Raw genomic sequence first — 25,920 nt, forward strand, 5'->3', positions numbered from 1 at the left:
GATTTAATTTGCAAGTTTGGCAGAAACTGCCCGCCTTTCGGCTGCTTTATCCAAACTTACATTTATTTCAAAACAAATCAGAATAATCAAAGAGGTTATGAAAAGCCATAACATGACGGCAATCATCGCACCAATTGATCCATAGAGCTTGTTGTAGGTAGCGAAATTGTTGAGGTAATATGAAAAAAGATAAAACCCGAAAGTGATCAAAAAACCAGCTGTCACTGAACCTGTTGAGAAAAACCGCCATTTATCATGGACGGCGGGTGCAAACCTGAATATGTACGCTGTGGCAATTGTAAAAAGTGACAAAAGCACAAAGAAGCGAAAAAACGCCAGCATGTAGTAGTATAGACTGCTGGATACCAATTCCCATTCTGAAATCCGGTAGAGGATACTGCTTCCAAAAATCATGATGACTACTGCGGCACAAATAGACAGGATCAAAACCATTACAATACTGACAGCAATTGCTCGGGTAGTCCAAAAGGAACGGTTTTCTTTTGTTCGGTATACGGCATTGAATGCATTCATCATCGAAACCACACCATTTGTAGACAGGAACAAGGCTAGAAAAAAACCAAGGGATAGCAAACTCTGTCTAGGCTTCGAGACAATGTCCATGATAGTGGCTTCAGCTTCCTGATAAATGCTGTAAGGGATGATTTCCCGGATGAACATGAGGATATTATTAGTCGTCACATTTTCAAAAAAAATCCCTATGTAGGGAATCATATTCAGCAGGAAAAGCAGCAAAGGAAACATGGCCACAGTAAAACTAAAAGCCATAGCCCCTGCTCTTTCGCTGATTTCATCTTTTTGGACCTGGGCAATAAATATTCTCCCTACGTCATAAAGGTTTTGATCAGGATTTCCAAAATGGAATTTCCTCAACAGTTTGGCCTTTCGGGTGAATTTTATTGAAAATAATCGAATCCTTTTTTTCACTTAAAAATGGATTATTGAAAATATGGCTGCAATAAATCTAACAAATATTGTGGAGGTCTGCAGGGTCTATGGCTTTCTTTTTTCAAAAAGGTTAAAGTAGTCCAGCCTTTGGTGATCAACTCATTGGCTTCATTGAAAACCTCATACTCAAATTTTATCCTTACACCAGGTAAAGAAGGTATACTTGTTCTGATGGTAAGCAATTCATCGTATTTTCCGGGCTTGATGAACTGTGTGTGGAGTTCTAAAACGGGCATGATTATCCCATCATCCTCCATTTGTCGGTAGGAAAAACCAGCAGATCTCAAGGCCTCAACCCTGGCGACCTCAAAGTACATGGCATAATTTCCATAATATACATAGGCCATCTGGTCAGTTTCAGCATAGCGCACGCGAACGGTGGTTTCAGCTTGGAACATATTAATAGATTTTTGCTTGGTTTAATGCATTTTGGTATCTCCTGGCATTGTTGAGATGCTCTGTCAGATTAGTTGCAAAAGCATGATAACCGGAGAAATCATCTTTTGCACAGAAATATAGGTACTGATGATTTTCGTAATTGAGCACTGCATCCAATGCTGATATTTCAGGCAGGTTGATTGGTCCTGGAGGTAAACCAGCGTATTTGTATGTATTATAAGGGCTGTCAATTTCTTTATGGATGTTCAGCACTCTTTTGATGCTAAAGTCTCCTGCTGCAAATACCAGCGTTGGGTCGGCTTGTAAAGGCATTTTGATTTTAAGGCGGTTCATATAGACACCTGCTACCCTTGCTCTTTCATCTGCTTTTTGGGTTTCTGCCTGAACTATAGATGCCAAAGTGGAAACCTCCAGTGGGCTGAGTCCTATTTTGGCGGCTTTTTGTTTTCTATCTTCAGTCCAAAATCTTTCATACTCTTTATACATCCTATCAAATAGATTTTCAGGACTGCTGTTCCACCACATTTCGTAAGTGTTTGGAATAAACATGGCCATGATGGTTTCTTCTTCAAATCCGAATTTTCGGATGTAAACAGAATCCATCACCAGATTCAAAAATTGATCTTCTGATATTTCCAGGTTTCTGGTGATTTTTTCAGCAAGGTCTTCCTTTACTCTTACATTGTTAAAAGTGACATTCACCGGAGTTTGTTTGCCTGAGCGCAATAATCTCACCAGATTGAGGTTGTTTGTCCTTGGGGGGATGGTGTATAAGCCTGGCTTTACTGCTTCCTGATATTTCATCACTTTTGCCACGAAACTGAATGTGATCACATCATTGATAACATTGTTGTTATAAAGGCTGTCGGACACATTTTTAAAGACCGCATTACTGGGGATTTTCAGGGTGTATGGCTCGTCTTTATCGATCAGGGCATTTGGACTGAAAAAGGCCTGATAGAAGTAAAAAGAAAGGGAAGTCAGCAAAACCGAAAAGGTAATGATGACGATGAGGTAGATTTTTGTTTTTTTATCCTCGAACATATTTTTGACTCTGATAAAGGGAATAACGGCAAAAATAGAGATTTTTGTTCACAGGGCTAATTTTATCCTCATTCTATGAACAATCAGATTGAAGTTACATGTGCGATCCTTCTTGAAGGAGATAAGGTTTTGTGTGCGCAAAGGAGCGAAGAGATGGCCCATCCCTTGAAATGGGAATTTCCGGGAGGGAAAATTGAAGAAGGGGAGTCTCCCGAAGAATGTCTAAAAAGGGAATTGAAGGAAGAATTGAATCTCGACATTGAAATAAAAGAGGCTTTTAATCCAAATTTACATATTTATCAGGCTGGGAAATTGATCAAGTTAATGCCGTTTTTATGTAAATATTTAGGAGGTGAATTGGTGCTCAAAGAACATAAATCGGTTATTTGGTTACCAGTTGATCAGATAAAAAAACTGGATTGGGCCGCCGCGGATATTCCAATTGTGGATGATTTCATAAAGTGGTTTGCCAAACAATAGGTTCTTCGAGCAATTAATAGGAATAGGATTTTTCTTTTCCATATGAGAGGTTTTTAGCCTCTTTTAAATTTTGAGTTACGGCAAGCTTAAGTTAACTTCGATAAGAATTAGGATTCGGGCGGCAATTTGGAGTGATAACTTAGTTTAACCCCTTCCAATAAACTAGTCAAAGAATCTAAGATTAAAATTTCACTATAATGGCAGCAGAATTCATCAAATTATATCCGGAAAATCCCGAAATAAAAAAAATCCAAAGGATTGTTGAAGTGCTTCGTGATGGCGGTGTGATAATATATCCTACGGATACCGTTTATGGGATGGGCTGTGATATTCATAAGCAGAGAGCGGTAGAGCGAATTGCACAGTTAAAGGGAATTAAACCCAAAAAGCATAATTTTTCATTTATCTGTTATGATTTGAGTGATATTGCGGATTATACAAGGGCTTTGAGTACTCCGGTATTTAAAGTAATGAAAAAAGCACTTCCAGGTCCTTATACTTTTATTTTGGAAGCAAACAATCAAGTTCCAAAGATTCTTAACAGCAATAAAAAAACGGTAGGGATCAGGGTTCCGGATCATCCAGTTCCCAGGCTTCTCGTCAAAGAACTGGGCTCACCTATCTTGACAACATCCATCCGTGATGAAGATGATGTTGTGGAGTACAGTACTGATCCTGAACTTATCTATGAAAAGTATAAAGACTTGGTAGATATTGTAATCGATGGGGGATATGGTAAGAACGTAGCATCTACGATTCTCGACTGTACCGGAAATCAGATTGAAGTAGTGAGGGAAGGCTTGGGTTCCGTAGAAGACATATTATAAAGTTTAAAAAATAATATGTATATCCGGAATAGCACCACTCATCAATTTAAAAGTGGATTATTAGCAAACCGATATTTATGGATATTGGATCCAGCTCAGCGGAGAAGTTATTCAAGGATATTGGTTCGATATCATAGGTTATTCTAAAAAATATGTTTTGCTGGCATAATTGCGGATAATCATAAAATAACATTGAATCTGTCACCATAAACAAATAAATGGGAATAATTACCGAGTTGTTTTATTTGCCTTCACTGGAATATTTTACAGCGATTTTGGATCAAGAGGAAATATGTATAGATGGGTTGGAAAGGTATCAAAAGCAAACCTATAGAAATAGGACTCAAATTTTACTGGCCAACAAAGTTGAAACACTATCCGTACCTGTACTTGGAGGTAACAAAAAGATACAATACCGGAATGTAAAGATTGATTACCATCAAAAATGGAAAAATGTACATTTAAGGGGATTACAGTCAGCTTATGGCAAAGCGCCTTATTTTGAATTCTTTTTTCCTTACCTTGAAAAAGTCTACCAGAAAAATCCGGTTTTTTTGTTTGACTTAAACATGGAATTACTGACAGTTTGTCTTAAGTTGTTAAAGTTGGATGTCAAACTTTCCGTTTTGGAAAAAGAAGGTCAAAATCAGTCATTTACAGATATTCGGGGGCTTTTAGATGCGAAGATTGATTTTAGTGAGAGGGGGATTTACAGGGTTAGGGAATATCCGCAACTATTTGGCGCAGACTTTGAACCTAATTTGAGTATTGTGGATCTTCTTTTCTGTGAAGGAGTGAATGCAGGAAACATTCTTCGTGCTTCACAAAAAAATGATTGAACAATAGTTAAAAGGATTGTGTTTTTAAAACAAAATCGGTAACATTAATACGGATTTCAAATCAAATTAGAAAGGATATACATGGAAGCAAAATTTTCAAACAGGGTCAAAGAGGTGATCTCACTTAGCCGCGAAGAAGCTTTGCGGTTGGGTCATGATTACATTGGTACAGAGCACCTCTTGTTGGGAATGATTCGAGAGGGGGAAGGCGTGGCTGTTTCCATACTAAAAAAACTGGGAGTTCCATTAGAAGAACTCAGAAATTCCATTGAAAGGGCAGTAAAAGGAACTGCGAACCACAATGTAAAAAACCTTGCCAATATTCCTTTGACAAGGCAGTCAGAAAAAGTATTGAAGATTACGTATTTGGAGGCAAAGATCTTCAAAAGTCAATTGATTGGAACAGAACATTTGTTGCTTTCCATCTTGAGGGATGAAGATAATATTGCTACCCAGATATTGCATAAGTTTGATGCCAACTATGATTCTGTCAAAGAAATGCTGGAATTTCAGACAGATACAGGACCAAGATCTAAGGCAGAAGCTGATGATCCGGATGAGGATGGATCTAAACTATTTGGCTCTTCATCAGGAAGCGGATCCTCTGGAAGTGCAGCTAAAGGTTCAAGTGAAAAATCAAGAACGCCTGTTTTGGATAATTTCGGAAGGGACCTGACCAAAATGGCAGAGGATGATAAGCTTGATCCAATCATTGGTAGAGAAAAGGAAATTGAACGTGTAGCCCAGATTCTCTCCCGAAGGAAGAAGAATAACCCAATTCTGATCGGTGAACCCGGAGTTGGGAAAACTGCCATAGCCGAAGGCTTGGCTTTAAGGATTGTTCAGAAAAAAGTGTCCCGCGTACTGTTCAATAAGCGCGTAGTGACCTTGGATCTTGCATCATTGGTGGCAGGTACTAAATATAGAGGGCAATTTGAGGAGAGAATGAAAGCTGTGATGAATGAGCTGGAAAAGTCCCCGAATGTTATCCTCTTCATTGATGAATTGCATACTATCGTCGGTGCTGGTGGAGCAAGTGGATCACTGGATGCTTCAAATATGTTCAAACCCGCTTTGGCAAGGGGTGAAATCCAATGTATCGGTGCGACTACACTTGATGAGTACAGGCAATATATTGAGAAGGATGGTGCACTGGCAAGAAGGTTTCAGATGGTGATGGTGGACGCCACCAGTCCTGAAGAAACCATTCAGATCCTTAACAATATCAAGGATAAATACGAAGATCACCACAATGTCATCTACACGCCTGAGGCGATAGAAGCTTGTGTGAAATTGTCCGACAGGTATATTTCTGACAGATTCCTTCCTGACAAAGCGATTGATATTTTGGATGAAGCGGGAGCCAGAGTCCACATCAATAATATTCATGTTCCTGAAGAAATTCTCAAGCTTGAAGATGAAGTTGAAAAAATCAAGATTGAGAAAAACAGGGTAGTCAAAAGCCAAAAATATGAAGAAGCTGCCCAATTGAGAGATAAGGAGAAGAAACTACTTGAACAATTGGAAACAGCTAAAGTGAAGTGGGAAGAAGAGAGCAAAACCAAACGCTATGTTGTGGAGGAGGAAAATGTGGCAGAAGTAATCGCCATGATGACTGGAATTCCAGCTAAGCGTATTGCCCAAAACGAAGGTGCTAAATTGCTCAATATGGCGCAGGACCTTCAGGCTAAGGTAATCGGTCAGGATGAAGCGATCAAGAAATTGGTGAAGGCGATCCAAAGGACAAGAGTAGGCCTAAAAGACCCTAAGAAACCGATCGGATCCTTTATTTTCTTAGGGCCAACCGGTGTAGGTAAAACTGAATTGGCTAAAATGTTAGCGATGTATTTGTTTGACAAAGAAGATTCCTTGGTGAGAATTGATATGTCGGAATATATGGAGAAATTCAGTGTTTCCAGATTAGTGGGGGCACCTCCGGGATATGTAGGATACGAAGAGGGTGGACAATTGACCGAGAAGGTTAGAAGAAAGCCATATTCTGTAGTCCTGCTTGACGAAATCGAGAAAGCTCACCCTGATGTATTCAATATTCTTTTGCAGGTATTGGATGATGGAATCCTGACAGATGGTCTGGGTAGAAGAGTGGATTTCAGAAATACCATCATCATCATGACATCCAATATTGGTGTCAGAGACCTCAAAGATTTTGGTTCAGGAATTGGTTTTGCATCCAAGTCCAAGCAGCAAAGCATGGATGATGTGATGAAGTCTACCATTCAAAGTGCATTGAAAAAAGCATTTAGCCCGGAATTCCTTAATAGATTGGATGATGTGGTCGTGTTTAACTCTCTCAGCAAAGATCATATTCACAAGATCATTGATATCAGTTTGAACAAGCTGTTCAGCAGAATAACAGATCTAGGCTATAAGATTGAATTGACTGATAAAGCAAAAGATTTCTTAGCTGAAAAAGGATATGATCAACAGTATGGGGCAAGGCCTTTGAACAGGGCCATTCAGAAATATCTGGAAGATGCCTTAGCTGAAGAAATCCTTAAAGGGGAACTTTCTGAAGGAGATGTAATCCTCGCAGATTACTCCGGAGAAGGGGAGGAATTGACCATTACAGTGAATAAAAAAGAGAAAGCTGAATAAGTTGAAATAAATAGAAAAGCAAGCGGTCGATTGTAATTGACCGCTTTTTTCGTTTTAACAAGGCTTAACATGAGCAAGGAGCCTTTAGCTTATTTTTTGCGTATCGATTAAATATGAACTCCATGAACTATTATTTATTCAAAGCTATCCTGATTTTCTTTTCATTGCCTTTGGTGATTTCTGAAAAAATACCTCAATCAAAAGTTTTACCGATTATACCTGATTATATGGACTCGCTCTATTCCGGTCCAAAGGCAGTTGGAAAATTATCGAACAAAGAAATTGACGAAGCTAGCGGTATTGCTTTTTCCAGAACACATGAAGATATCATCTATACCCATAATGATAGTGGGGGTAAGCCCTATATATACATGATTGATACTTATGGGGGAGAGAAAGGAAAGATAATTTTAGAAGGCGTTAAGAACAGAGATTGGGAGGATATTGCAGTAGGCCCTGGGCCTAACCCAAATCTCCATTACATTTATGTTGGTGACATTGGAGATAATAGAGGTGTTTATCCTGAAATATTCATTCATAGATTAGCTGAACCTAAACCATTCACTTCAGAACTCAGAATCAAGCCAAAGACATTGAAATTGACCTACCCTGATGGTCCCAAAGATGCCGAGACCTTAATGGTTGATCCGGTTTCAAAGGATATTTTTATTCTTTCCAAAAGGGATAGTAGCAATACCCTATACAGGATTCCGACTACCGCTTTCGAAAAGGATGAGTATGTATTGGAAAAGGTGATGGAACTGCCTTTTACCATGTCGGTTGGTGGGGACATTGCTTTTGATGGAACTCAGGTTCTTATAAAAAACTATTTAACTGTTTTCTTTTGGGAAAGAAAAACAGGAGAAACTATTCCGGAAGCCTTAAGCCGGGAACCTTTGATTCTTCCCTACAAGCCAGAACCTCAGGGAGAAGCAATTGCTTTTCACCCTTCAGGAAGGAGTTATTATACGCTGAGTGAACAAAGGTTTAATATCAGGCCTGTGCTTTATAGGTATAACAAAAAATAGGTATTTTGGGGCTTTAAAATCAAAATCATGACTTATCAAACCACCTCATCTATTTTAATGGTCCGTCCGGCTAATTTTGGGTTTAATCCCGAAACTGCCTCAAATAACTTTTATCAACAAAAGGATGAAAGGGATTCCCAAGAAATTAATGCTGTGGCTCAAGAAGAGTTTGATGGATTTGTTGAATTGCTTCAGCAGGCAGGGGTCAATGTGATCGTGGTAGAAGATACGGCAGAACCTTTCAAGACAGATGCTGTTTTTCCGAATAATTGGTTCAGTACCCATGAAGATGGCAAGTTGATTCTGTACCCAATGTTTTCTTCCAATCGAAGGTTGGAAAGGCGAAAAGACATAATAGAGTTGCTGATGCAAAAAGGTTTCCAGATTTCAGAAATAATTGACCTTTCTTTTTTTGAAAAAGACAATCAGTTTTTGGAAGGAACAGGTAGCCTTGTATTGGACCGGATCAATAAAATAGCCTACGCTTGCAGATCAGTGAGGACCCATGAGGTTCCTTTGGCATATTTTTCAAGGTTATTAGACTATCAGATTGTGGATTTTGACGCTGTCCAACTGGTAAATGGTGAATATTCTGCTATATATCATACCAATGTCATGATGCATGTAGGGAGTGAATTGGCTGTTGTCTGTCTTGACAGTATACCCCTTGCTTCAGACAAGCTGAAAGTTCAGGAGGCTTTGGGAAAAACAGGAAAAAGAATAATTCCAATTACGGCCAAACAGAAGTTCGGTTTTGCAGGGAACATGTTGGAGGTGAGGAATGCTTCAGGGCAGAAATTTACAGTTATGTCAGAGTCTGCCTTTCAGTCTCTGAGCAAAGTTCAGCTTCAGACCATCAAACGATATACGGAAATCATTATTCCCAAAATCCCCATCATTGAAAAACTTGGCGGTGGAAGTGCCAGGTGTATGATGGCAGAGATTTTTCTACCATCAATGAAGGCCTGATACTTTGATTGTTTTGATCTTAATCGTATCCACTTCTATATTCCTGCTTGGAGCATTGATCTTAAAGTTTTCAATAGCTTCCAAAACATCATAATCGATGATTTTTGAATTTGAGCCATCAATAATGACATATTTCCCGTCAGGAATTTCTTCCAAAGTTTTGATCAAAGCACCTTTATTCAGGAAACTCACTTCTTCAGAAAGTGTAATCCTTATAGTGTTACCATCCTCTTCGTTTTTTTCTTCAAGCAAATGTGAGTTTTGGAAGTTTCTCAACAAGATGTACACAATAGCTACACCCATTCCCAGACCAATACCTATCAACAAGTCAAATACCACAATGCCAAGGATTGTGATGATAAATGGCAAAAACTGATCCCATCCCAGTCTGGCCTGGGTTCTGAATAAGGAAACTTTCGCAAGCTTATAACCTACTTGTAAGAGTATGGCAGCAAGGCAAGCAAGAGGAATCAGGTTTAATACACCAGGTATAAGGATGGCACTACCGAATAGAAGAACACCATGGAAAACTGCAGATATTTTGGTTCTGCTGCCAGCACCAACGTTAGCGGAACTCCTGACGATAACAGCAGTAACGGGGAGTCCCCCGATCAGGCCATTGGCAATATTTCCCACACCTTGTGCGAGGAGCTCTCTATTGGGAGGGGAAACTCTTTTGTAAGTATCGATTTTATCCGCTGCTTCCAAACTCAGTAACGTTTCCAAACTTGCTATTACACCAATAGTGAAGGCTGCTAACCAGACATCACTGTTTCCGATCTGGGAAAAATCAGGAAATGTGAAAAGGTTGATAAATCCATCAAAAGAGCTGATCTTAGGCAATACCACTTTGTCCTCAATATCCAAATAAAGAGAGGGAACGAAGAATTTGAAAAACTTATTCAAACCAACCCCAAAGACCACAACAAGGAGGGGAGCGGGGATGGTCTTAAATATTTTGATTTTTTTGATAAAAGGTTTGTCCCAAAGAATAAGGATGGTAAGGGAAACCATTGTAATGATAATTGCACCCAAATCAAACTCTTTGGTGAGGTTTCTCAGGTCCATTACCGCCCCTATATCATTGATGAAAGGAATATATTGGGCAAGATCTTCAGTTTCATTTACACCAAAAGCATAAGGAATTTGCTTGATGATCAGGATGATACCAATACCCGCCAACATTCCTTTGATGACAGAGGTAGGGAAATAATAACCGATAACGCCAGCCTTTAGGATACCCATAGCAACTTGGAATACCCCGGCCAAGATTACTGCCAAAAGGAAAACTTCAAATGATCCCAACTCAGTGATGGCGTTCAATACGATTACTGTTAAACCAGCGGCAGGTCCCGACACAGATGTGTGAGATCCGGAAAGAGAACCGATGACTATACCTCCAATGACACCAGCAATAATTCCAGAAAATAATGGAGCACCCGATGCCAAGGCAATGCCTAGACACAAGGGTAGTGCGACAAGGAAAACCACCAATCCTGCTGGAAGGTCATCGTTTAAATGTGAAAAAAGTGCTTTTCGGTTACTCATATTGTTGTTTTACGATTAGTTTAAACAAATGGATTCTAATCCATAAATTTTTCTTATGGCTAAAATAAACTTTTTAATTATATCTGAATTCGCCGTTTAAAAAAATGACATAAAAAAATCCTACTTCATGTTTGATTTACATAAAGTAGGATAAGATTTTGATGGGCAATTCATTAATATATACCAGTGTAATTGAAAGGTGAAATGTTTTTCAATTCTTCTTTAATAGTATCTGAAACCTGAAGGCCATCGATGAATTTTTTAATGGAAACCTCCGTGATTTTTTCATTGGTTCTTGTCAGATCTTTAAGTGCCTCATAAGGCTTTGGATACCCTTCCCTTCTCAGGATAGTCTGAATTGCTTCCGCTACTACAGCCCAGTTTTCTTCAAGATCAACATCAATCGCTTGCTTATTCAACTCTAACTTTCCAAGTCCCTTATTCAAGGATTCCAAAGAAATCAGCATATGTGCCAAAGGTACGCCAATTACCCGCAGAACAGTACTGTCAGTAAGGTCTCTCTGTAGGCGGCTGATGGGTAACTTTGCTGCTAAATGTTCCAATAGAGCATTGGCGATTCCGAGGTTTCCCTCTGCATTTTCAAAATCGATGGGATTCACTTTATGTGGCATGGCTGATGAACCAATTTCTCCAGCTTTGATTTTCTGTTTGAAATAATTCATGGCCACATATTGCCAAACATCTTTTGACAAATCCAAAAGTATAGTGTTGATTCTTTTTAAGCCGTCAAAGCATGCAGCAAGATTATCGTAATGCTCGATTTGAGTGGTTGGATAACTTCTTTCAAGGCCTAAATACTTAGAAACAAAATTGTCTGCAAAACTATTCCAGTCAAAACCTGGATAAGCAACATGGTGCGCATTCATATTGCCGGTAGCACCCCCAAATTTTGCGGAATACGGCACTTGATGCAATAGTTCCAATTGCTTTTCCAATCGTGTAATGAACACTTGAATCTCCTTTCCCAAACGGGTGGGAGATGCAGGCTGTCCATGTGTTTTGGCAAGCATGGCAATATCCTTCCATTCTTCTGCTTTATTTTTTAATTTATTGATCACTTCCTGTAATGCTGGGAAGATCACATTTTCCAAACCATCTTTGAGCATTAATGGTGTTGCAGTATTGTTGATGTCTTGGGAGGTCAGTCCAAAGTGAATGAATTCTTTATATTCTTCAAGATGCAGTTCATCAAACTTTTCTTTGATAAAATACTCTACTGCCTTCACATCGTGGTTGGTGACTTTTTCGGTATCTTTGATTGTTTCAGCATCATCAAAGCCAAAACCAGAGGTAATCTCTCTTAATTTTGAAAAGTTTGCAGGGTCAAAACTTTCCAATTGAGGTAAAGGAAGCTCGCAAAGGGCTATGAAATATTCAATTTCTACATGCACCCTGTACTTGATCAGGGCAAATTCAGAAAAATAATTTCTTAGAGAAGCAGTTTTGGGTCCATACCTACCGTCTACGGAACTTACGGCTGTCAGATGGGTCAGCATCATGTTGATCAGGTTTTTGGTTTAAGTCTGCAAAGTTAAGTTTTACGGTGGAAAAACCTGATTAACTCAGGTAATTAAATATGGTTGAATGAAGTATGGGAAACAATACTTCGAAAAACTCAGCAAACCTGGGGAATAAAGGTTTGAACTTGTTTTTCAATTATTTGTTGTTTACCTGGATAATAATCCCAGCCGAAGTGATAAAATTGAGAATCGTATCTTAATTTTGAGACTACTTAGCAACAGAGGTAATTAAATACTTATAGATAAGAATGTTTAACTTATTCAGGAAGAAAAAAGACGAAGAGAGCAAGGGAAGTCAATACCTGTCTCTAAAAGTTAGGGAAGTGGTAAAAGAAACCCCAGATACAGTAACAATATTTTTTGAACAGCCGGAACCTTATCTCGATTACAAACCAGGTCAATATTTGACGGTTATTTTGGATCTTAACGGTAAAGAACAAAGAAGATCCTATAGTCTTTGCACTTCTCCATTTATAGATCCTCATCCGGGGATTACAGTCAAAAGGGTAGATAATGGACTGGTTTCCAACTACCTCAATGACCATATCAGGCCAGGAAAAACAGTCGAAATTATGAAGCCTCTGGGGAACTTCACCGCAGAATTCCATTCCCAAAATAAAAGGCATTTTGTCATGATTGCAGGTGGAAGCGGTATTACTCCAATCATGGGGATAACCAAGTCTGTGTTGATCAATGAACCTCATTCCAAAGTCACTCTACTGTATTGTAGTAGATCCGAAGATCAGATTATTTTCAAGAATGAATTGGAAAAACTGGAAGAAAAGTATGATGGCAGGCTAATGGTGGTACATAATCTCAGTCAGCCTTCTGCACAGTGGTCAGGTTTAAGGGGAAGATTAGATGCAAAAAAAATCAAAGATACTTTGCAAAGCATATCTTATCCTGAGCTTGAGTCCAGTCTGTATTTTGTTTGTGGTCCCGAAGGATTAATGAATTTGAGTGTGGACACCTTGGAGCAAATGGGGGTTAATAGTAAAGACATTCACAAAGAAAGTTTCTATACAGATATTGCCGCCAAGGAAGAAGAGCTAAAGGCAGCAGGGAAATTGTCTCCTGAATTGACCAGGGAAGTGGAAGTGCTTATGGATGGTGAAACCTATCATTTTGAAGTTCCTGCAGGCAAGACAATTCTTGAAGCGGGTTTGGATCATGATGTGGATATGCCGTATAGCTGCCAGAGTGGTTTATGTACAGCTTGCAGAGGCAGATTACTTTCTGGAAAAGTAGATATGATAGAAGATGCTGGGCTGAGTGCCAGTGAGATAGAAGAAGGTTTTATTTTGTGCTGTTCCTCAAAACCTGCAAGTGGAGATGTTAAAGTAATTATTGAATAATAGGATCTTGGAAAATATTTTAAAAAAAACATATTTGGACTTGGAAAGGAATGTGCTGATTTTAATCGCCATTCCTCTTCCTTTTTTTGCGATAGCCTACCTTTTTAACCAAAACGGTACGGTATCATTGGATGTGCCACAGTTGCCTTTGTTTTTGAATACATTTGGATTGGCCCTTGTCTATGCCCTATTAGCATTCCACTATTTCATTTTTCATAACACCATAAAAAAAATCATAACCGGAAATTATGATTTAATTGAAAAAGTAAACCTATATGCGGGTGCTACCATGAGAAGGTTTTGGATCCTTTTTACTTCAGGTATATTGTGTTCTCTTGGATTGTTGTTTTTTGAAGACCCTGGCTTTACCATCGCATTTGCGATAACCCTTGTCTTTTCATCACTTGGCAAGCCTTCTCCTGACAGGATAGTTCGTTTGTTGAGACTTAAAGGTCAAGAAAAAGAAGAAATTGAACGATTGAAAATAAGAGGGTAAGGTGTTTTAAATTTCTAGGCTTAAGGGAAAATGAGACCATTAAGACTGCTGGTCATGTCTTTTGGGAAGGTCAGGGTTAATAAATGTAAATCCACGAGCATCATTTCCTTCATAGAAATCTACCTGCATACCCATCAAAAACATATAGTGTTTTTTCTCAATCAGGACAGGAATGCCTTCGATTTCAAACTGTTGATCTCCCTCTTTTGGTTTGTCAAATCCTAAAAGGTAGGACATGCCCCCACAACCTCCGCCTTTGACACCCACACGGAGTGAATAATCCTTGGGGATGTTTTTGTTGGCAATGATATTTTTGATCTCTTTTTGGGCCTTTTCGGTAATTTGTATAGGAACTAGCATGTCTAGTAAATGACGAATTGGATTTATAGGTTCAAATTTACTTTGAAAAAATATGAAAACTCAAAGTTTTTATCCCATCTAATATTTTTAGATATTCGGAACATAATCAAGATCAATATGGAATTCGTAGCAGATTTATTGAAAATAGTTTTACCCGCAGGATTGGTGATTTATGGCATGTATTTAACGGTCATGTCTTTTCTTAAAAAGGAAAGGGAGAAAATGGTGGTGGACCTGAAGACCCAGAATTCACAGACCATTTTGCCCATCAGGTTGCAAGCTGGGGAGAGGCTGTGTTTGCTTTTGGAGCGCATTACCCCCAATAATCTTGTCAGAAGGGTCAATAGTCCTGAATACTCGGCAAGAGATTTGTACAGTACACTATTATACGAGGTCCGTGAGGAGTTTAATCATAATCTTTCACAGCAGGTATACTTCACTGATGAAACATGGGAAAGTGTCAGGAGAGGAGTAGAAAGCGTGATTACCTTGGTCAATACAGCCATGCAGGACATGCACGAAGAATCAAGGGGTATTGATCTGGCCAAAAAAATATTCCAATTGTCCTTAGATCAAAAAAACGATGTGATTCAACAGGCCTTGAAAAACGTTAAAGACGAAATAAGAGTTTTCTTTTAACTGGAAAGCATGGGAACCTTTAGAGATAAATCAGTGGATTTTTTGTCCAAAGCAAAAATTCTCTATCAAGACAATGCCAACAGTATGTTGGGGGAAGATGGTAAACTCCAACAGTTGATCAGTCAAGTGAAAGATAGGTTGGATGCAGTAGCACATAACCCAAAGGTTCAGTCTGCACTTGAACCCATCTTGATTTTTAAAAGGATGATACAGGCGCATAGAATGGGGCAGTTTAAGGTCTCCAAAAAAACATTAGGCTTGATTGTATTGGGCTTGGTCTATTTTGTGACGCCGATTGATATTATCCCTGATTTTCTCCCGTTGATTGGTTTCACTGATGACCTGTCTGTTTTAGTGGCTATTTTTAGTGCTGTTAAGCATGAAGTTGAGGATTTTTTGGAGTGGGAGCGAACCAAGAATTGAGCTGACCTGTTTCATTTCCATACTATTTGGAATATGGAATTATTATTGCCCGAAATACCCTTGTTGGAACTCGTTGCTTCTGCCTACACTTATGAAGAGTACAAACAATTTACCCAAAGATTGATTAAAGAAGGTAGGACGACCGGAGAGGATCAGTCTGAAGCAATGCAGGAATATACGCGCATAAACCTGCAAAGAATGAATCGCTGGGATAAAACTACCGTAGTCAGTGAATCTTTAAAAGCCAAAATACAAGCCATTTCCCAAGCTCAGACATGGATAATCTTTACAGAGCCTTGGTGCGGAGATGCAGCACAGACAATGCCTTATATTGTCAAGGCAGCATCTTATAATCAAAAGATTTCGATCAAAATCCTGTTACGAGATGAAAACCCTGATTGGATGGATTATTTGTTTGGGAAGAATGTGAGAGGCATACCAAAACTGGTAGCCTTCGATGAAGAATTCAAAGAGGAGCTGTTTCAATGGGGGCCACGACCAAGGGTTTTACAGGAAATGTTTATGGATTATAAAATGGATCCTCAAGGTGTTTCATTTGAAAAGTTTGTGGAATCAGTTCATCTTTGGTATGCTAAGGATAAAAACAGTAATTTGGATGCTGAGTTGATTGATTTGTTATAACCCTATGAAAAAAATAGCTTTTATTTCAGGTACTTCAGGGCTGATCGGCATGCAGCTGATGCATCAGTTGATCAAAGACAGCACCTATGATATGGTGGTGTCTGTAGGCAGGAGAAAATTAACCCTCAAGCATTCCAAATTAGTACAGGTTGAAGGTGACTTGACCAAACTGGAAGAATGGGATCTTGAGGCTAAATTGAGATCTGAAGACTTGGGAGGGATAATGTTCCCTTTGGTAGAAGCTATACAGAACAGAAAAGCGGAAATACATGCATTTTGTTCTTTGGGGACAACCATTAAGACTGCCGGCAGTCAGGCAAAATTTTACGAAGTTGACCATGATTACGTGCTGAATTTTGCCCGTTGGACATTCGGTTTAGGAGCGAGTAAATTTTTATATGTGTCTGCAATGGGTGCAAATCCCCAATCTTCAATTTTCTATAACAAGGTGAAGGGTGAAGTGGAAGAGGACTTAAAGGTAATTCCATTTGATTATCTGGGCTTGTTTCAGCCTTCATTGTTATTAGGGAATAGAAGAGAATTCAGGTTTGGGGAGGAAGTAGCGAAAATTGTCACCAAACCTTTGGTATGGCTCAAACTGGCAAAAAAATACAGACCTATTCATGATTATCAGGTCGCAAAGGCAATGATCTCTTATGCCAATCAATTGACTTACAAGAAAGTAGAGGTAATTCCATCCAAAGAAATGCAGAATTATTAAGTGATGATTGCAGTTATACAAAGAGTTTCCGAATCCGCTGTTAAGATTGATGGCGTTATCAAAGGACAGATAAGTTTAGGTTTGATGGTGTTGTTGGGAATAGAAGATGCGGATACAAATGAAGATATTGAATGGTTGAGTAAGAAAATAGTGAACCTTAGGATATTCCCAGATGAGAATGGAGTCATGAATAAAAATATTCAGGATGCAGGTGGTGATATTCTCTTGATTTCCCAATTTACCCTTCATGCGAGTACCAAAAAAGGCAATAGACCTTCCTATATCAAAGCTGCTAAACCTGATTTTGCCATTCCGATGTATGAAAAATTCATATTGGCACTTGAACAGGAATTGGATAAGAAAATTGAAACTGGAGAATTTGGCGCTGATATGAAAGTGTCTTTGGTGAATGATGGACCGGTGACGATCATTATTGATAGTAAGAATAGGGTGTAAATTACCAATTACTAATTACCAATAATCAATCACCAATCACTAATCACTAATCACTAATAACCAATCACTAATAACCAAATTCCAGTTTTGTGAGGGGTTTTTAAAAGATGCTGAGATGACAAAGATTCTTTCCATTTGTAATGCCACGATCAGACATCTTGATAAAGTTGTTTTTGAGGAATTAGATTTTGAATGGGAGCAGGGTCAGTATTGGGCGATTATTGGAAGGTCAGGTGCTGAGCAAACTACTTTTTTGGAAACAATAATGGGAAAAACTTTGGTCACCAAAGGGGAGGTGGTCAGACCTTTTGCCGAGGCGTATCAAAAGGAAATGTCAAACCTTGGAAAGGTGAACTCTTTTAGGGATTTGATTGCTACTGTTTCCCAGCAATATACTTTTAGAAATAAATCCAACATCCAGAATTTTTATTACCAACAACGCTTCAATTCTATGGAGTCTGAGGAAACTTCCACAGTTCTGGAATATCTCAGAAACGTTCCTCAGCATAACCCAGGTAAATGGACACTTGAAAAAGTGCTTCAACTCATGAGGCTTGAGACCTTAAAGCATAAATCGCTGATCAAGTTGTCAAATGGAGAAACCAGGAGACTGGCCATCGGAGTGGCTTTGATGAAAAACCCCAGTGTTTTACTATTGGATCAACCCTTGACTGGCCTTGATGCTAAAACCAGAGAAAGTTTTGATACTGTGATCAAGCAGATTATTGGATCTGGAATTCACCTAATGATGACCACCCATCGCCACGAAATTCCTGAAAGTGTTAGCCATGTGGCAGTTCTGGGGGAAAAAAAGATCATTAAAGTTTGTCCCAGGAAAGGTTTTGATCTCCAACAAGAGGATGAGCAGGGAATAATGGGCATTGACCAGAATATTTTAGCACAATTACTTTTGAAAAATGAAAAGGTTTATGCCAGCCCTATTGTAGACCTTAGAAATGTGACTGTGAAGTACGGAGAAAAGGTGATTTTGGACAGGGTCAATTGGACAGTGCTACCGGGTGAAAAATGGGTGTTGAAAGGAGAAAATGGAAAGGGTAAATCTACCTTGATCAGTTTGATTATTGGTGAAAATCCCCAAGCCTATGCCAATGATATTTGGTTGTTTGGAAGAAAAAGAGGGTCTGGAGAGAGTATTTGGGATATCAAGCAGAACATTGGTTTTGTTGCTCCAGAATTATCCAGGTTTTTTCCGGCCAATCAAACTTGTTTAAAGGTGGTACTTTCAGGTTTGTTTGATACCATGGGTTTATTCAGGAAGAATACAGATGAGCAGGAAGAGTTAGCGATAAATTGGCTTCAGCTATTTGGTCTGGAAAAACTAGCGCATAAATTGTTTAAACAAGTTACATTGGAAGAGCAGAGGTTTGTTTTGTTGGCCAGGGCCTTGATCAAGAGACCTTCCTTGTTGGTTTTGGATGAAGCCTCCCAAGGAATGGATGAATATCAGCGGGCTTTATTCAAGAGAATCATCGATCAGGTATGCTACATAACACATTTAACGTTGATCTATGTAAGCCATTATCAGGAAGATGTTCCAAAAGCAGTCAATAAGGTTTTTCAATTGTGAAAAACTTAATTGTGTCATATCTAAAAAGCTTTAAGTTATCTCAAATCTCTCATGTCTGTTGGAACGGAGATAATCTCTATCAATGCCCCATCTCTTTTCAGTTTAATTCCTGTAAGATACATACCTCCAGCTGCGGCGGTGTCAATATTCCAATAATTACCATGTTCATGGTATTTAGCATTTCCATCCAGTTGTGGGGTGTGTCCGATGATTTGAAGCTTTCCGATGTTTTGTAAAGGCTGTCTATTCCACAACAAACTGTATTTGTCCTGAGGGTCAAATGGATTTCTTGCATTTGTGTTTAGCCCAGCATGGGAAATATAAACATTTTTATTTTCCCAGAATAAAGGCATGTTTTTTAACCAATCCAAATAATCCATAGGATCCTTATTATCCCTTTCAAATTGTAGGAGTGTTTGATTTCCTCCATTCATCCCCCAATGGTTCGAAAAATCAAGCCCCTGAAGGAATTTTATCATCATGCTTTCATGGTTGCCCATTAGAAACACAGTTTGACTCTTAAAAGCGAGTTGAAGTTCAAAAGCTAATCTGAGCGCCATTGGAGAGAAATTGCCCCGATCTACTAGGTCACCAACCTGAATGAGTTTTTCGGTTTTTGGATCCCACCTTTCCAAAAGTTTCAGAAATGTATGAAAGCAACCGTGGACATCACCGATAACAAATAAATTCATGTTTGAAAATATGTCAAATTTTGTCTATATATCTATTTCCCGAAGTTAAAAAGGATTTATTTTTCTTGGTTTTCGGGGTTAAAATTGTTATAATTAATTGAAAATCAGCTTTAATGGAAAACATTATTTTTTATCAAATGTTACCATAAAGTGAAAAGTCAATCGAAGTCTTATTTACCACTTTTAAACTTGTTGATTTATGAAAACATCCATCATTCTATTTGCTGCGCTCTTGATTATGTCTGCTTGCATGAGTCAAAGGGATTATATCGCAGAGTATGATTTCAATTATTCAGGTAATTTCAAGCGTTACAAAACTTTTGGGTTTGTTGGAAATCCTTTTCCCAGTGATTCCCTTGATTATTACCAGACTATTGAAAATACGATTTCTACACGCTTGGGTTCTCAGGGTTTCCGGTTTGAGGACGAAAAACCGGATTTACTGATCAATTATAAGATTTTCCAGGACCCGGTCAAGTATAGGGGATATGATCAGCCTAATTTTGATTTTTGGCTGGACAGGCGGAGTGAAAATGTAGATATGGAGAAAGTGATGGAAAGTGATGATAGGGAAAAGGACGAAAATTATAAAAAGGTCAAATATGTAGAAAACAACGGTATGTTGGTCATATTTGTGATAGACAATAAAAGAGGCAACACCATATGGCAAGGTTATACTGCTGCTAGCTTCGATTTGTTATCTTCCGATTCTCAAAGAGAACTGACCAGAGCCACATATCGTGTCATGGATCAATTCAGGATATTGACCAGGAATTAAATCAAAGCTGAAATTTGCCTTCTGCATCCATTTCATCAAGGTAATTTAAGCCGGCTTTCATTTGTACTGGCTCAAAATCCTGAAAAGCACAGGTGATTTTAACAGCATGCCCTTGATTGGGAAGCCATTTTAAAGCCAAAGGATTTCCGAACACATAAAGCTGACAATTTTTGCTTTTGAGCAATTCTCCAAGGCCTTCCATCACTTTAAGGTCAAGGCCAAAATTATTAACTGGTTTGACTGAAGGGATGTAAAGTGCTATGAGAAGGTTTTCAAATTGTTTGATATCTTCCCATGCCATGTCATGGATAGTATTGATTTCAAAAGAGGGAGTGCTTTGATAATTGTCTATTTCTGTGAAAAAGGGATTGAATAATGGTGAAAACACCGAAACCTTGGCAAAAGATCGACAATTGAAAATGTCAGTATCTTTGTTTTTGGAGATGGTAGAAATGTAATGCATGGCTAATTTTTCATTGAGCTTATCATGACTTTCCCAATCAAAATGGACATGCTTTGTAAGCACTGTATTTTTTATTCCAAGCTTTTCTTTCAAGCTCATTATTCTTTCAAAAGATTTATCAATTTGACTGATTTCTCCTTTTTGGGAAATCATTTCAATACCCTCTGCAACATGTTCAGAAAAACATAAAAGATCATTACCTGCCAAAAAAGCCTCCAGTTCTAGTCTTCCAGGTTCAGGGAACATGTCACTTACGCTTTTCATGTTTAGGGCATCCGAAACCACAATTCCTTCAAAACCAAGTTCCTTTCTTAGTAGATCTGTAATAACTTCCCTGGAAATCGAAGCCGGAATGTTTTTACCTGCAGATAATGCCGGCGCTGCCAGATGACCGACCATTATTGTATCAACCCCAGCTTGAATCCCTTGTATGAAAGGGTAGAGTTCCTCCTCTAAGAGTTCTCTTTTGGATTTATGGAGGAAGGGCAGACCAAGATGGGAATCCACATCGGTATCACCATGTCCTGGAAAATGCTTATAACAAGCGCCAATTCCTGCTTTTTCCATGCCTTTATACATAGCCAAAGCAAATTTGCTGACTTTTTCCTTATCTGTACCAAAAGACCTGTAACCTATAACTGGGTTGTTTGGGTTTGAATTGATGTCCGCTACAGGAGCAAAATTGAGGTGGATTCCACAGCTTTTTAAATCTTTTCCTATTCGGTAACCTACTTTTTCCACCAAATCAGCATTTTCAACTGAAATTGCCCCTAGGCTAATGGCGTAAGGATACTGGGGAGTTTCTTCAATTCGCATTGCCAAGCCGTATTCTGCATCAATACTGATGAGTAAAGGGGTTTTGGATATTTTTTGATACCGATTGATCTGTACCAATAGCTTTTCAAGGGTATTTGAGTAATCGAGTTTTTCCTGTCTTTTTTCAAAATTGGCAGCTGCTGAGTGTCTACTATGGAAAAAAGTGATTCCTCCTAAATGATGCTTTTGAATCAGTTGTTCCATGGCCTGAATATTGTCTTCAGTGTCATGGATAAAAGCTGCAGGCGAGAAAAACTGGCCTATTTTTTCCTTGAGGTTCATGATCGTCTTTGTGTTTAAGTCAGGGCACTCTAATCAAATAAGGGGGCACTTTAGCCAATACAAATATGGCGTATTTGGATTATTTGTTTTCTTTTTTCTTTCCGTAGTCTGAAGGAAAGTTTACATATTTTACCATCAATATTCCTGGAATTGCAGCAAGTACTACCCAGATAAAAAACCCTTCATAGCCCAACCATTCCTGCACATAACCAGAAATCATACCGGGAAGCATCATGCCCAATGCCATAAAGCCCGTAGCAATTGCGTAATGAGAAGTTTTTGATGGGCCCTCAGAAACATAAATAAGGTACATCATAAAGGCAGCAAAGCCAAATCCGTATCCCAATTGTTCAATGACTACTACAAATCCTGCATAAAAAGCGGATTCGGGTTGAAAATAGGCTAAAAGGTAGTAAAAGAAATTAGGTACATTGAGAGCCAAAATCATAGGGAATAACCATTTTCCAAGACCATCTCTTGAAATGACCAAGCCCCCAATAATGCCCCCGAGGGAAAGAGCTATAACTCCAAAGGTGCCATAAATCAGGCCAACATCACTGGTGCTCAGTGCTAGGCCTCCATCAGCTTTGCTGTCCAACAAAAAAGGGGAGGCCATTTTGACCAACTGGGACTCTCCAAGTCTGTAAAAAAGTATAAATGCCAATGCTACCCAGATCTCCTTCTTCCGGAAAAAGGAAACAAATACTTTAGAGAATGTAAGGGAATCAGCTTTTTTGTAACCTTTATCCTTTTCAACATTGGGCGTGACGAAGAAATTGATCAAGGTCAGTAGAAACATCAAACCCGCTACTACAACCATGGTCAGCGACCAAGCTTTCGAATTATCTCCAATTCTTGTTTCTAAATACCCTGCTAATATCACTATGCCTCCTTGGCCTGTTACCATAGCTACCCGGTAAAAAGTACTTCTCAGACCAATGAAAAAGGATTGTTGATCTTCTTTTAGTGCCAAAAGATAAAATCCATCTGATGCAATGTCATTTGTCGCAGAGGCAAAACAGGCCACCCAAAACAAGGCCAAGCTCAATACAAAAAAATGGCTGGTGGGCAAAACAAGTCCAACCCCCAAAAACGCCAAAGATAAAAGCAACTGCATACCCAGGAACCATTTTCTTTTGGTGCTGTAAAGGTCTACCAAAGGACTCCAAAGGGGTTTGATGACCCACGGTAAGTAAAGAAAACTTGTGTATAGTCCAATATCTGAATTGTCAATCCCAAGGTTCTTGTACATGATGACGGATACCGTAATAATCAGTACATATGGAATGCCTTCTGTCAAATACAAAGGCGGAACCCATAGCCAGGGATTGTGATTTTTACTCATGGTTTTTCCTTAAAAGATTTTCATAAATACTTACCTCCGAGCCTTCAATAATAGAAGCACCTATTGCTTTTTTGTAGTAATCTTCCGTCCCGACACCACCGATGATCGCATAAGCAAAGCCCATTTCTTTCATTCTTCTGCCGGTAGGATAACTTTACTTTGAATTTTGAAAATCATCGGAGCGGTTTCTACCCCATATCGGTCCACGAAACTCAAAGCGATGTATTTTTGGTTGTTTTTGGGTAGAATTGGGACAACAAACCTGTCGTTGTCATCCAAATAGACTTTCTGAAACCTTGTTTTTTCTTCCCTGTTCTGTAAATCTTTGAGTGTCGGAGCGGTGTAGATTACGGCAAATCGGTAATCTGCTTTGATGACTTCTTTAAACTGGAAGGCATAGCCATCTCCGTGCAAAATCATATTCGGTCTATTGATTCCTGGAGCTGGGTAAACTTTACGGTTGGCAACCGGTGGTAAAACAGGATATTGGAAATGTTGTTCTTTAATCAGTGAAGCCACATCCTGATTTTTGAGGTACATGGATTTGGCACTAAAGAAAGCATTTCCATATATATTAGGAGTTGTCTTGGAAAGGCTGATCTGATTGGGGATTTCCATAGGGTTGTCCCAGGCTTTATCAGCATTGTCACGGATTTTATAAGGACCATTTCCAATATAAATTTTCGTATTATGATGGTTTTTAGACCACCAATCCGTCAATTCCCTATAAGCAGCAGGTTCGAAATCCATGCTCCAATAAACCTGAGGAATCAGGTAGTCTATCCATCCGTTTTTCATCCAATGTTGTACGTCTGCATACAGATCGTCATAATTGGTCTGACCAGCCCGGGTATTTGAACCGTTGGGATCCTTTTCCTTATTTCTCCATACTCCAAAAGGAGAGATGCCAAACTGCACCCAAGGCTTTTCCTTTTTGATCAGTTCATTCACTTCCCAAACAAGCAAATTGACATTTTCTCTTCTCCAATCATCTTTGGCCTGTCCAGGTCTTGCCAGTCTTTTGAAGCTTGCTTCATCGTCAAAATCCAGGTTATTGACTTTATAAGGATAGAAATAATCATCAAAATGGATTCCATCAATATTGTAATTGCGGACTACCTCTCTGATGATATTGACCAAATGGGAGCGCACTTCGGGTAACCCGGGATTGTAATAATATTTGGTATCATATTTCACCATCCAATTCGGATATTTGAAATAGTCATGTTCCTTACTGAGTTGTTCGGTGTCCAGATTCATGGTGGCTCTAAAAGGATTCAGCCAGGCATGGAATTCCATTCCTCTTCTGTGCGCTTCAAGAATCATCCACGAAAGCGGGTCTTCAGTAGTATTGGGTTTAAGACCTTCTTTTCCGGTCAGGTAGCGCGACCAAGGAGCAAAGTTGGAAGGGTATAAAGCATCACCTGCTGTCCTAATCTGAACTATGACCGTGTTAAAATTTAAGGACTGGTAATAGTCAAGTAATTTGATAAAGTCTTCCTTTTGCTTCGAATAAGGATCATTAGGTGAGGTGGGCCAGTCAATATTAGCCACAGTGGCTATCCAGACACCCCTAAACTCTCTTGGGGTTTTTGGTAGTTCTGTTTCGATGGTCCTGTAATAAAAAGTTCTTTTAGAGTTGGAATATGTTTTTCCTAAATACTTACTGTCATCTCCATCATCACCAAGGACTGTGGTTTCTTCCCAAGCTGATTCTCCGGAAGTTGTTTGTTCTACAGTTTTACAGGACAGAATAAATGAGGAAATCAGAAGAACCGTTAGGATGCTTATAAATGTGCTATTCCAAGAAAAATTTAATTTCATATGAACTTAGGGTTTGCTTTTAAAGTTTAGGTCTGCAAGTTTTTTTCTCAGTTTTTTCATAAACCTGTCTCCAGGGTCTTGTTTTTGGGTGAGATAATCTGGATCTGTTTCTTTCCAGATATCAGTTCCCTGAAAGGCATAATATTCATGATGGCCGATCACATAAGCCAGCTGATGTTTTTTGTGAAGGTACCGGATCAGTTCTGCATTGGCTTTAAGCTGGGCTTTGGTCAAGGGCGCGTCCGGCCCACCGATATTTTCGATGCCAATGGCGGTATAGTTCAGTCCAATAGTATGCCTTGCAAAAGTAGTGTCAGGCAAAAGACGAAAAATAGTACCATCTCTATCCACTAGGAAATGTGCGGATACGTTCAGATTGCTCGCAGAAGTCAATTCTGGTCTTCCTCCCAGATGGACAGGATTGAATACGTCAAAAGTGGTTTCGAGTGTAGGTACAGCAGTCCAATGCACCACTACCATAGAGGGTACTATAGTGGCAGTTTCTTGATCAATCCCATGTCTGTTTTTAAGATATTCCAAAGATAATTTCTCCCTCTCTTCATTGAATATGATTGGTTTTTCAAAAATTCTGAATGTTTGGGCAAAAGATGGGAGCTGTATGGCTAAGCAAATGAGTAGGACCCAATTCCTAAGGGGATAGTTCATTAAACTGTGTCTAAGGTTTAATCTTTCTTTCAGCCTACTGTCTTAGTTGCCTTAAGGCAACTAAGACAGTAGGCTGAAAATTCAGTTTTTTTGTGGCACCCTATCCGGGTACAG

Annotated in this window: 27 protein-coding genes; 15 read left to right on the forward strand and 12 right to left on the reverse strand. The window is 39.0% G+C overall.

All coding sequences use genetic code 11. From position 1 onward, the window contains the following. Positions 1-3: 3 nt before the first annotated feature. The 3 genes from ACFFIP_RS14905 to mltG are packed head-to-tail and all read right to left on the reverse strand — an operon-like array spanning position 4 to position 2,412. Positions 4-948 (reverse strand): YihY/virulence factor BrkB family protein, encoded by a 945-nt coding sequence (locus ACFFIP_RS14905; RefSeq protein WP_382388487.1) that lies wholly within the window; start codon positions 946-948, stop codon positions 4-6. Between the two features lie 11 nt (positions 949-959). Further along, complete coding sequence (locus ACFFIP_RS14910; protein ID WP_382388488.1) at positions 960-1,367, reverse strand: acyl-CoA thioesterase; 408 nt, start codon at positions 1,365-1,367, stop codon at positions 960-962. A 1-nt stretch (position 1,368) separates the two neighbouring features. Further along, positions 1,369-2,412 (reverse strand): endolytic transglycosylase MltG, encoded by a 1,044-nt coding sequence (gene mltG / locus ACFFIP_RS14915; RefSeq protein WP_382388489.1) that lies wholly within the window; start codon positions 2,410-2,412, stop codon positions 1,369-1,371. Positions 2,413-2,487: 75 nt separating this feature from the next. On the opposite strand from mltG, the gene ACFFIP_RS14920 reads away from it, so the two are divergent. The 6 genes from ACFFIP_RS14920 (at position 2,488) to ctlX (ending at position 9,171) form a co-directional block, all read left to right on the forward strand. Then, positions 2,488-2,892 (forward strand): (deoxy)nucleoside triphosphate pyrophosphohydrolase, encoded by a 405-nt coding sequence (locus ACFFIP_RS14920; protein ID WP_382388490.1) that lies wholly within the window; start codon positions 2,488-2,490, stop codon positions 2,890-2,892. Between the two features lie 197 nt (positions 2,893-3,089). Next, positions 3,090-3,719: an L-threonylcarbamoyladenylate synthase gene (locus ACFFIP_RS14925; protein WP_382388491.1), complete on the forward strand. Its 630-nt coding sequence runs from the start codon at positions 3,090-3,092 to the stop codon at positions 3,717-3,719. A 218-nt stretch (positions 3,720-3,937) separates the two neighbouring features. Continuing rightward, the gene (locus ACFFIP_RS14930) at positions 3,938-4,558 is read left to right on the forward strand and encodes a WbqC family protein (RefSeq protein ID WP_382388492.1); all 621 of its coding nucleotides are present in this window, start codon (positions 3,938-3,940) and stop codon (positions 4,556-4,558) included. Positions 4,559-4,639: 81 nt separating this feature from the next. Continuing rightward, positions 4,640-7,174 carry an ATP-dependent Clp protease ATP-binding subunit gene (locus ACFFIP_RS14935; RefSeq protein WP_382388493.1) on the forward strand — a complete coding sequence of 845 codons (2,535 nt, stop codon included), beginning with the start codon at positions 4,640-4,642 and terminating at the stop codon, positions 7,172-7,174. A 122-nt stretch (positions 7,175-7,296) separates the two neighbouring features. Continuing rightward, the gene (locus ACFFIP_RS14940) at positions 7,297-8,202 is read left to right on the forward strand and encodes a YjiK family protein (protein WP_382388494.1); all 906 of its coding nucleotides are present in this window, start codon (positions 7,297-7,299) and stop codon (positions 8,200-8,202) included. A 27-nt stretch (positions 8,203-8,229) separates the two neighbouring features. Further along, on the forward strand, positions 8,230-9,171 hold the full coding sequence (gene ctlX, locus ACFFIP_RS14945; protein WP_382388495.1) for a citrulline utilization hydrolase CtlX: 942 nt from the start codon (positions 8,230-8,232) through the stop codon (positions 9,169-9,171). Here ctlX and ACFFIP_RS14950 read toward each other — a convergent pair. Then, the gene (locus tag ACFFIP_RS14950) at positions 9,157-10,719 is read right to left on the reverse strand and encodes a SulP family inorganic anion transporter (RefSeq protein ID WP_382388496.1); all 1,563 of its coding nucleotides are present in this window, start codon (positions 10,717-10,719) and stop codon (positions 9,157-9,159) included. The genes ctlX and ACFFIP_RS14950 overlap by 15 nt on opposite strands. 173 nt (positions 10,720-10,892) lie before the next feature. Next, positions 10,893-12,239 (reverse strand): adenylosuccinate lyase, encoded by a 1,347-nt coding sequence (gene purB, locus ACFFIP_RS14955; RefSeq protein WP_382388497.1) that lies wholly within the window; start codon positions 12,237-12,239, stop codon positions 10,893-10,895. 269 nt (positions 12,240-12,508) lie between these two features. On the opposite strand from purB, the gene ACFFIP_RS14960 reads away from it, so the two are divergent. Both ACFFIP_RS14960 and ACFFIP_RS14965 read left to right on the forward strand, forming a co-directional pair. Further along, on the forward strand, positions 12,509-13,615 hold the full coding sequence (locus ACFFIP_RS14960; protein WP_382388498.1) for a 2Fe-2S iron-sulfur cluster-binding protein: 1,107 nt from the start codon (positions 12,509-12,511) through the stop codon (positions 13,613-13,615). Positions 13,616-13,622: 7 nt separating this feature from the next. Then, a complete protein-coding gene (locus ACFFIP_RS14965) occupies positions 13,623-14,111 on the forward strand; it encodes a hypothetical protein (RefSeq protein ID WP_382388499.1) in 489 nt (162 codons plus the stop codon). A 39-nt stretch (positions 14,112-14,150) separates the two neighbouring features. Here ACFFIP_RS14965 and ACFFIP_RS14970 read toward each other — a convergent pair whose 3' ends face one another. Further along, positions 14,151-14,471 (reverse strand): HesB/IscA family protein, encoded by a 321-nt coding sequence (locus ACFFIP_RS14970; RefSeq protein ID WP_382388500.1) that lies wholly within the window; start codon positions 14,469-14,471, stop codon positions 14,151-14,153. A 117-nt stretch (positions 14,472-14,588) separates the two neighbouring features. On the opposite strand from ACFFIP_RS14970, the gene ACFFIP_RS14975 reads away from it, so the two are divergent. The 6 genes from ACFFIP_RS14975 to ACFFIP_RS15000 all read left to right on the forward strand — a co-directional run bounded on the left by ACFFIP_RS14975 (position 14,589) and on the right by ACFFIP_RS15000 (position 18,940). Then, positions 14,589-15,110: a DUF7935 family protein gene (locus tag ACFFIP_RS14975; RefSeq protein ID WP_382388501.1), complete on the forward strand. Its 522-nt coding sequence runs from the start codon at positions 14,589-14,591 to the stop codon at positions 15,108-15,110. A 9-nt stretch (positions 15,111-15,119) separates the two neighbouring features. Further along, the gene (locus ACFFIP_RS14980) at positions 15,120-15,533 is read left to right on the forward strand and encodes a YkvA family protein (protein ID WP_382388502.1); all 414 of its coding nucleotides are present in this window, start codon (positions 15,120-15,122) and stop codon (positions 15,531-15,533) included. 33 nt (positions 15,534-15,566) lie between these two features. Next, entirely contained in the window at positions 15,567-16,175 is a 609-nt protein-coding gene (locus ACFFIP_RS14985; RefSeq protein ID WP_382388503.1) for a thioredoxin family protein, read from the forward strand. A gap of 4 nt (positions 16,176-16,179) precedes the next feature. Then, complete coding sequence (locus ACFFIP_RS14990) at positions 16,180-16,896, forward strand: Rossmann-fold NAD(P)-binding domain-containing protein (RefSeq protein ID WP_382388504.1); 717 nt, start codon at positions 16,180-16,182, stop codon at positions 16,894-16,896. Positions 16,897-16,899: 3 nt separating this feature from the next. Then, complete coding sequence (gene dtd, locus ACFFIP_RS14995) at positions 16,900-17,352, forward strand: D-aminoacyl-tRNA deacylase (RefSeq protein WP_382388505.1); 453 nt, start codon at positions 16,900-16,902, stop codon at positions 17,350-17,352. 115 nt (positions 17,353-17,467) lie between these two features. After that, positions 17,468-18,940: an ATP-binding cassette domain-containing protein gene (locus ACFFIP_RS15000; RefSeq protein WP_382388506.1), complete on the forward strand. Its 1,473-nt coding sequence runs from the start codon at positions 17,468-17,470 to the stop codon at positions 18,938-18,940. A 35-nt stretch (positions 18,941-18,975) separates the two neighbouring features. On the opposite strand, the gene ACFFIP_RS15005 is transcribed toward ACFFIP_RS15000, so the two are convergent. After that, the gene (locus ACFFIP_RS15005) at positions 18,976-19,632 is read right to left on the reverse strand and encodes a metallophosphoesterase family protein (RefSeq protein ID WP_382388507.1); all 657 of its coding nucleotides are present in this window, start codon (positions 19,630-19,632) and stop codon (positions 18,976-18,978) included. A 199-nt stretch (positions 19,633-19,831) separates the two neighbouring features. On the opposite strand from ACFFIP_RS15005, the gene ACFFIP_RS15010 reads away from it, so the two are divergent. Beyond that, positions 19,832-20,410 carry a DUF4136 domain-containing protein gene (locus ACFFIP_RS15010; RefSeq protein ID WP_382388508.1) on the forward strand — a complete coding sequence of 193 codons (579 nt, stop codon included), beginning with the start codon at positions 19,832-19,834 and terminating at the stop codon, positions 20,408-20,410. 1 nt (position 20,411) lies between these two features. On the opposite strand, the gene ACFFIP_RS15015 is transcribed toward ACFFIP_RS15010, so the two are convergent. The 5 genes from ACFFIP_RS15015 to ACFFIP_RS15035 all read right to left on the reverse strand — a co-directional run bounded on the left by ACFFIP_RS15015 (position 20,412) and on the right by ACFFIP_RS15035 (position 25,806). Then, positions 20,412-21,971, reverse strand: a complete 1,560-nt coding sequence (locus ACFFIP_RS15015; protein ID WP_382388509.1) for a glycoside hydrolase family 3 protein — start codon at positions 21,969-21,971, stop codon at positions 20,412-20,414. 79 nt (positions 21,972-22,050) lie between these two features. Further along, positions 22,051-23,316 carry an AmpG family muropeptide MFS transporter gene (locus tag ACFFIP_RS15020; protein ID WP_382388510.1) on the reverse strand — a complete coding sequence of 422 codons (1,266 nt, stop codon included), beginning with the start codon at positions 23,314-23,316 and terminating at the stop codon, positions 22,051-22,053. After that, positions 23,309-23,449, reverse strand: coding sequence for a hypothetical protein (locus ACFFIP_RS15025; RefSeq protein ID WP_382388511.1), 141 nt, complete (start codon positions 23,447-23,449; stop codon positions 23,309-23,311). The genes ACFFIP_RS15020 and ACFFIP_RS15025 overlap by 8 nt, the downstream gene beginning before the upstream one ends. Further along, a complete protein-coding gene (locus ACFFIP_RS15030; RefSeq protein WP_382388512.1) occupies positions 23,446-25,140 on the reverse strand; it encodes a glycoside hydrolase family 10-like protein in 1,695 nt (564 codons plus the stop codon). Before ACFFIP_RS15030 ends, ACFFIP_RS15025 begins: the two co-directional genes overlap by 4 nt. A gap of 6 nt (positions 25,141-25,146) precedes the next feature. After that, a complete protein-coding gene (locus ACFFIP_RS15035) occupies positions 25,147-25,806 on the reverse strand; it encodes an N-acetylmuramoyl-L-alanine amidase (RefSeq protein ID WP_382388513.1) in 660 nt (219 codons plus the stop codon). Between the last annotated feature and the right edge of the window lie 114 nt (positions 25,807-25,920).

This window comes from Fontibacter flavus (assembly GCF_042432905.1).
In the GTDB taxonomy this organism is placed as follows: Bacteria; Bacteroidota; Bacteroidia; order Cytophagales; family Cyclobacteriaceae; genus Fontibacter; species Fontibacter flavus.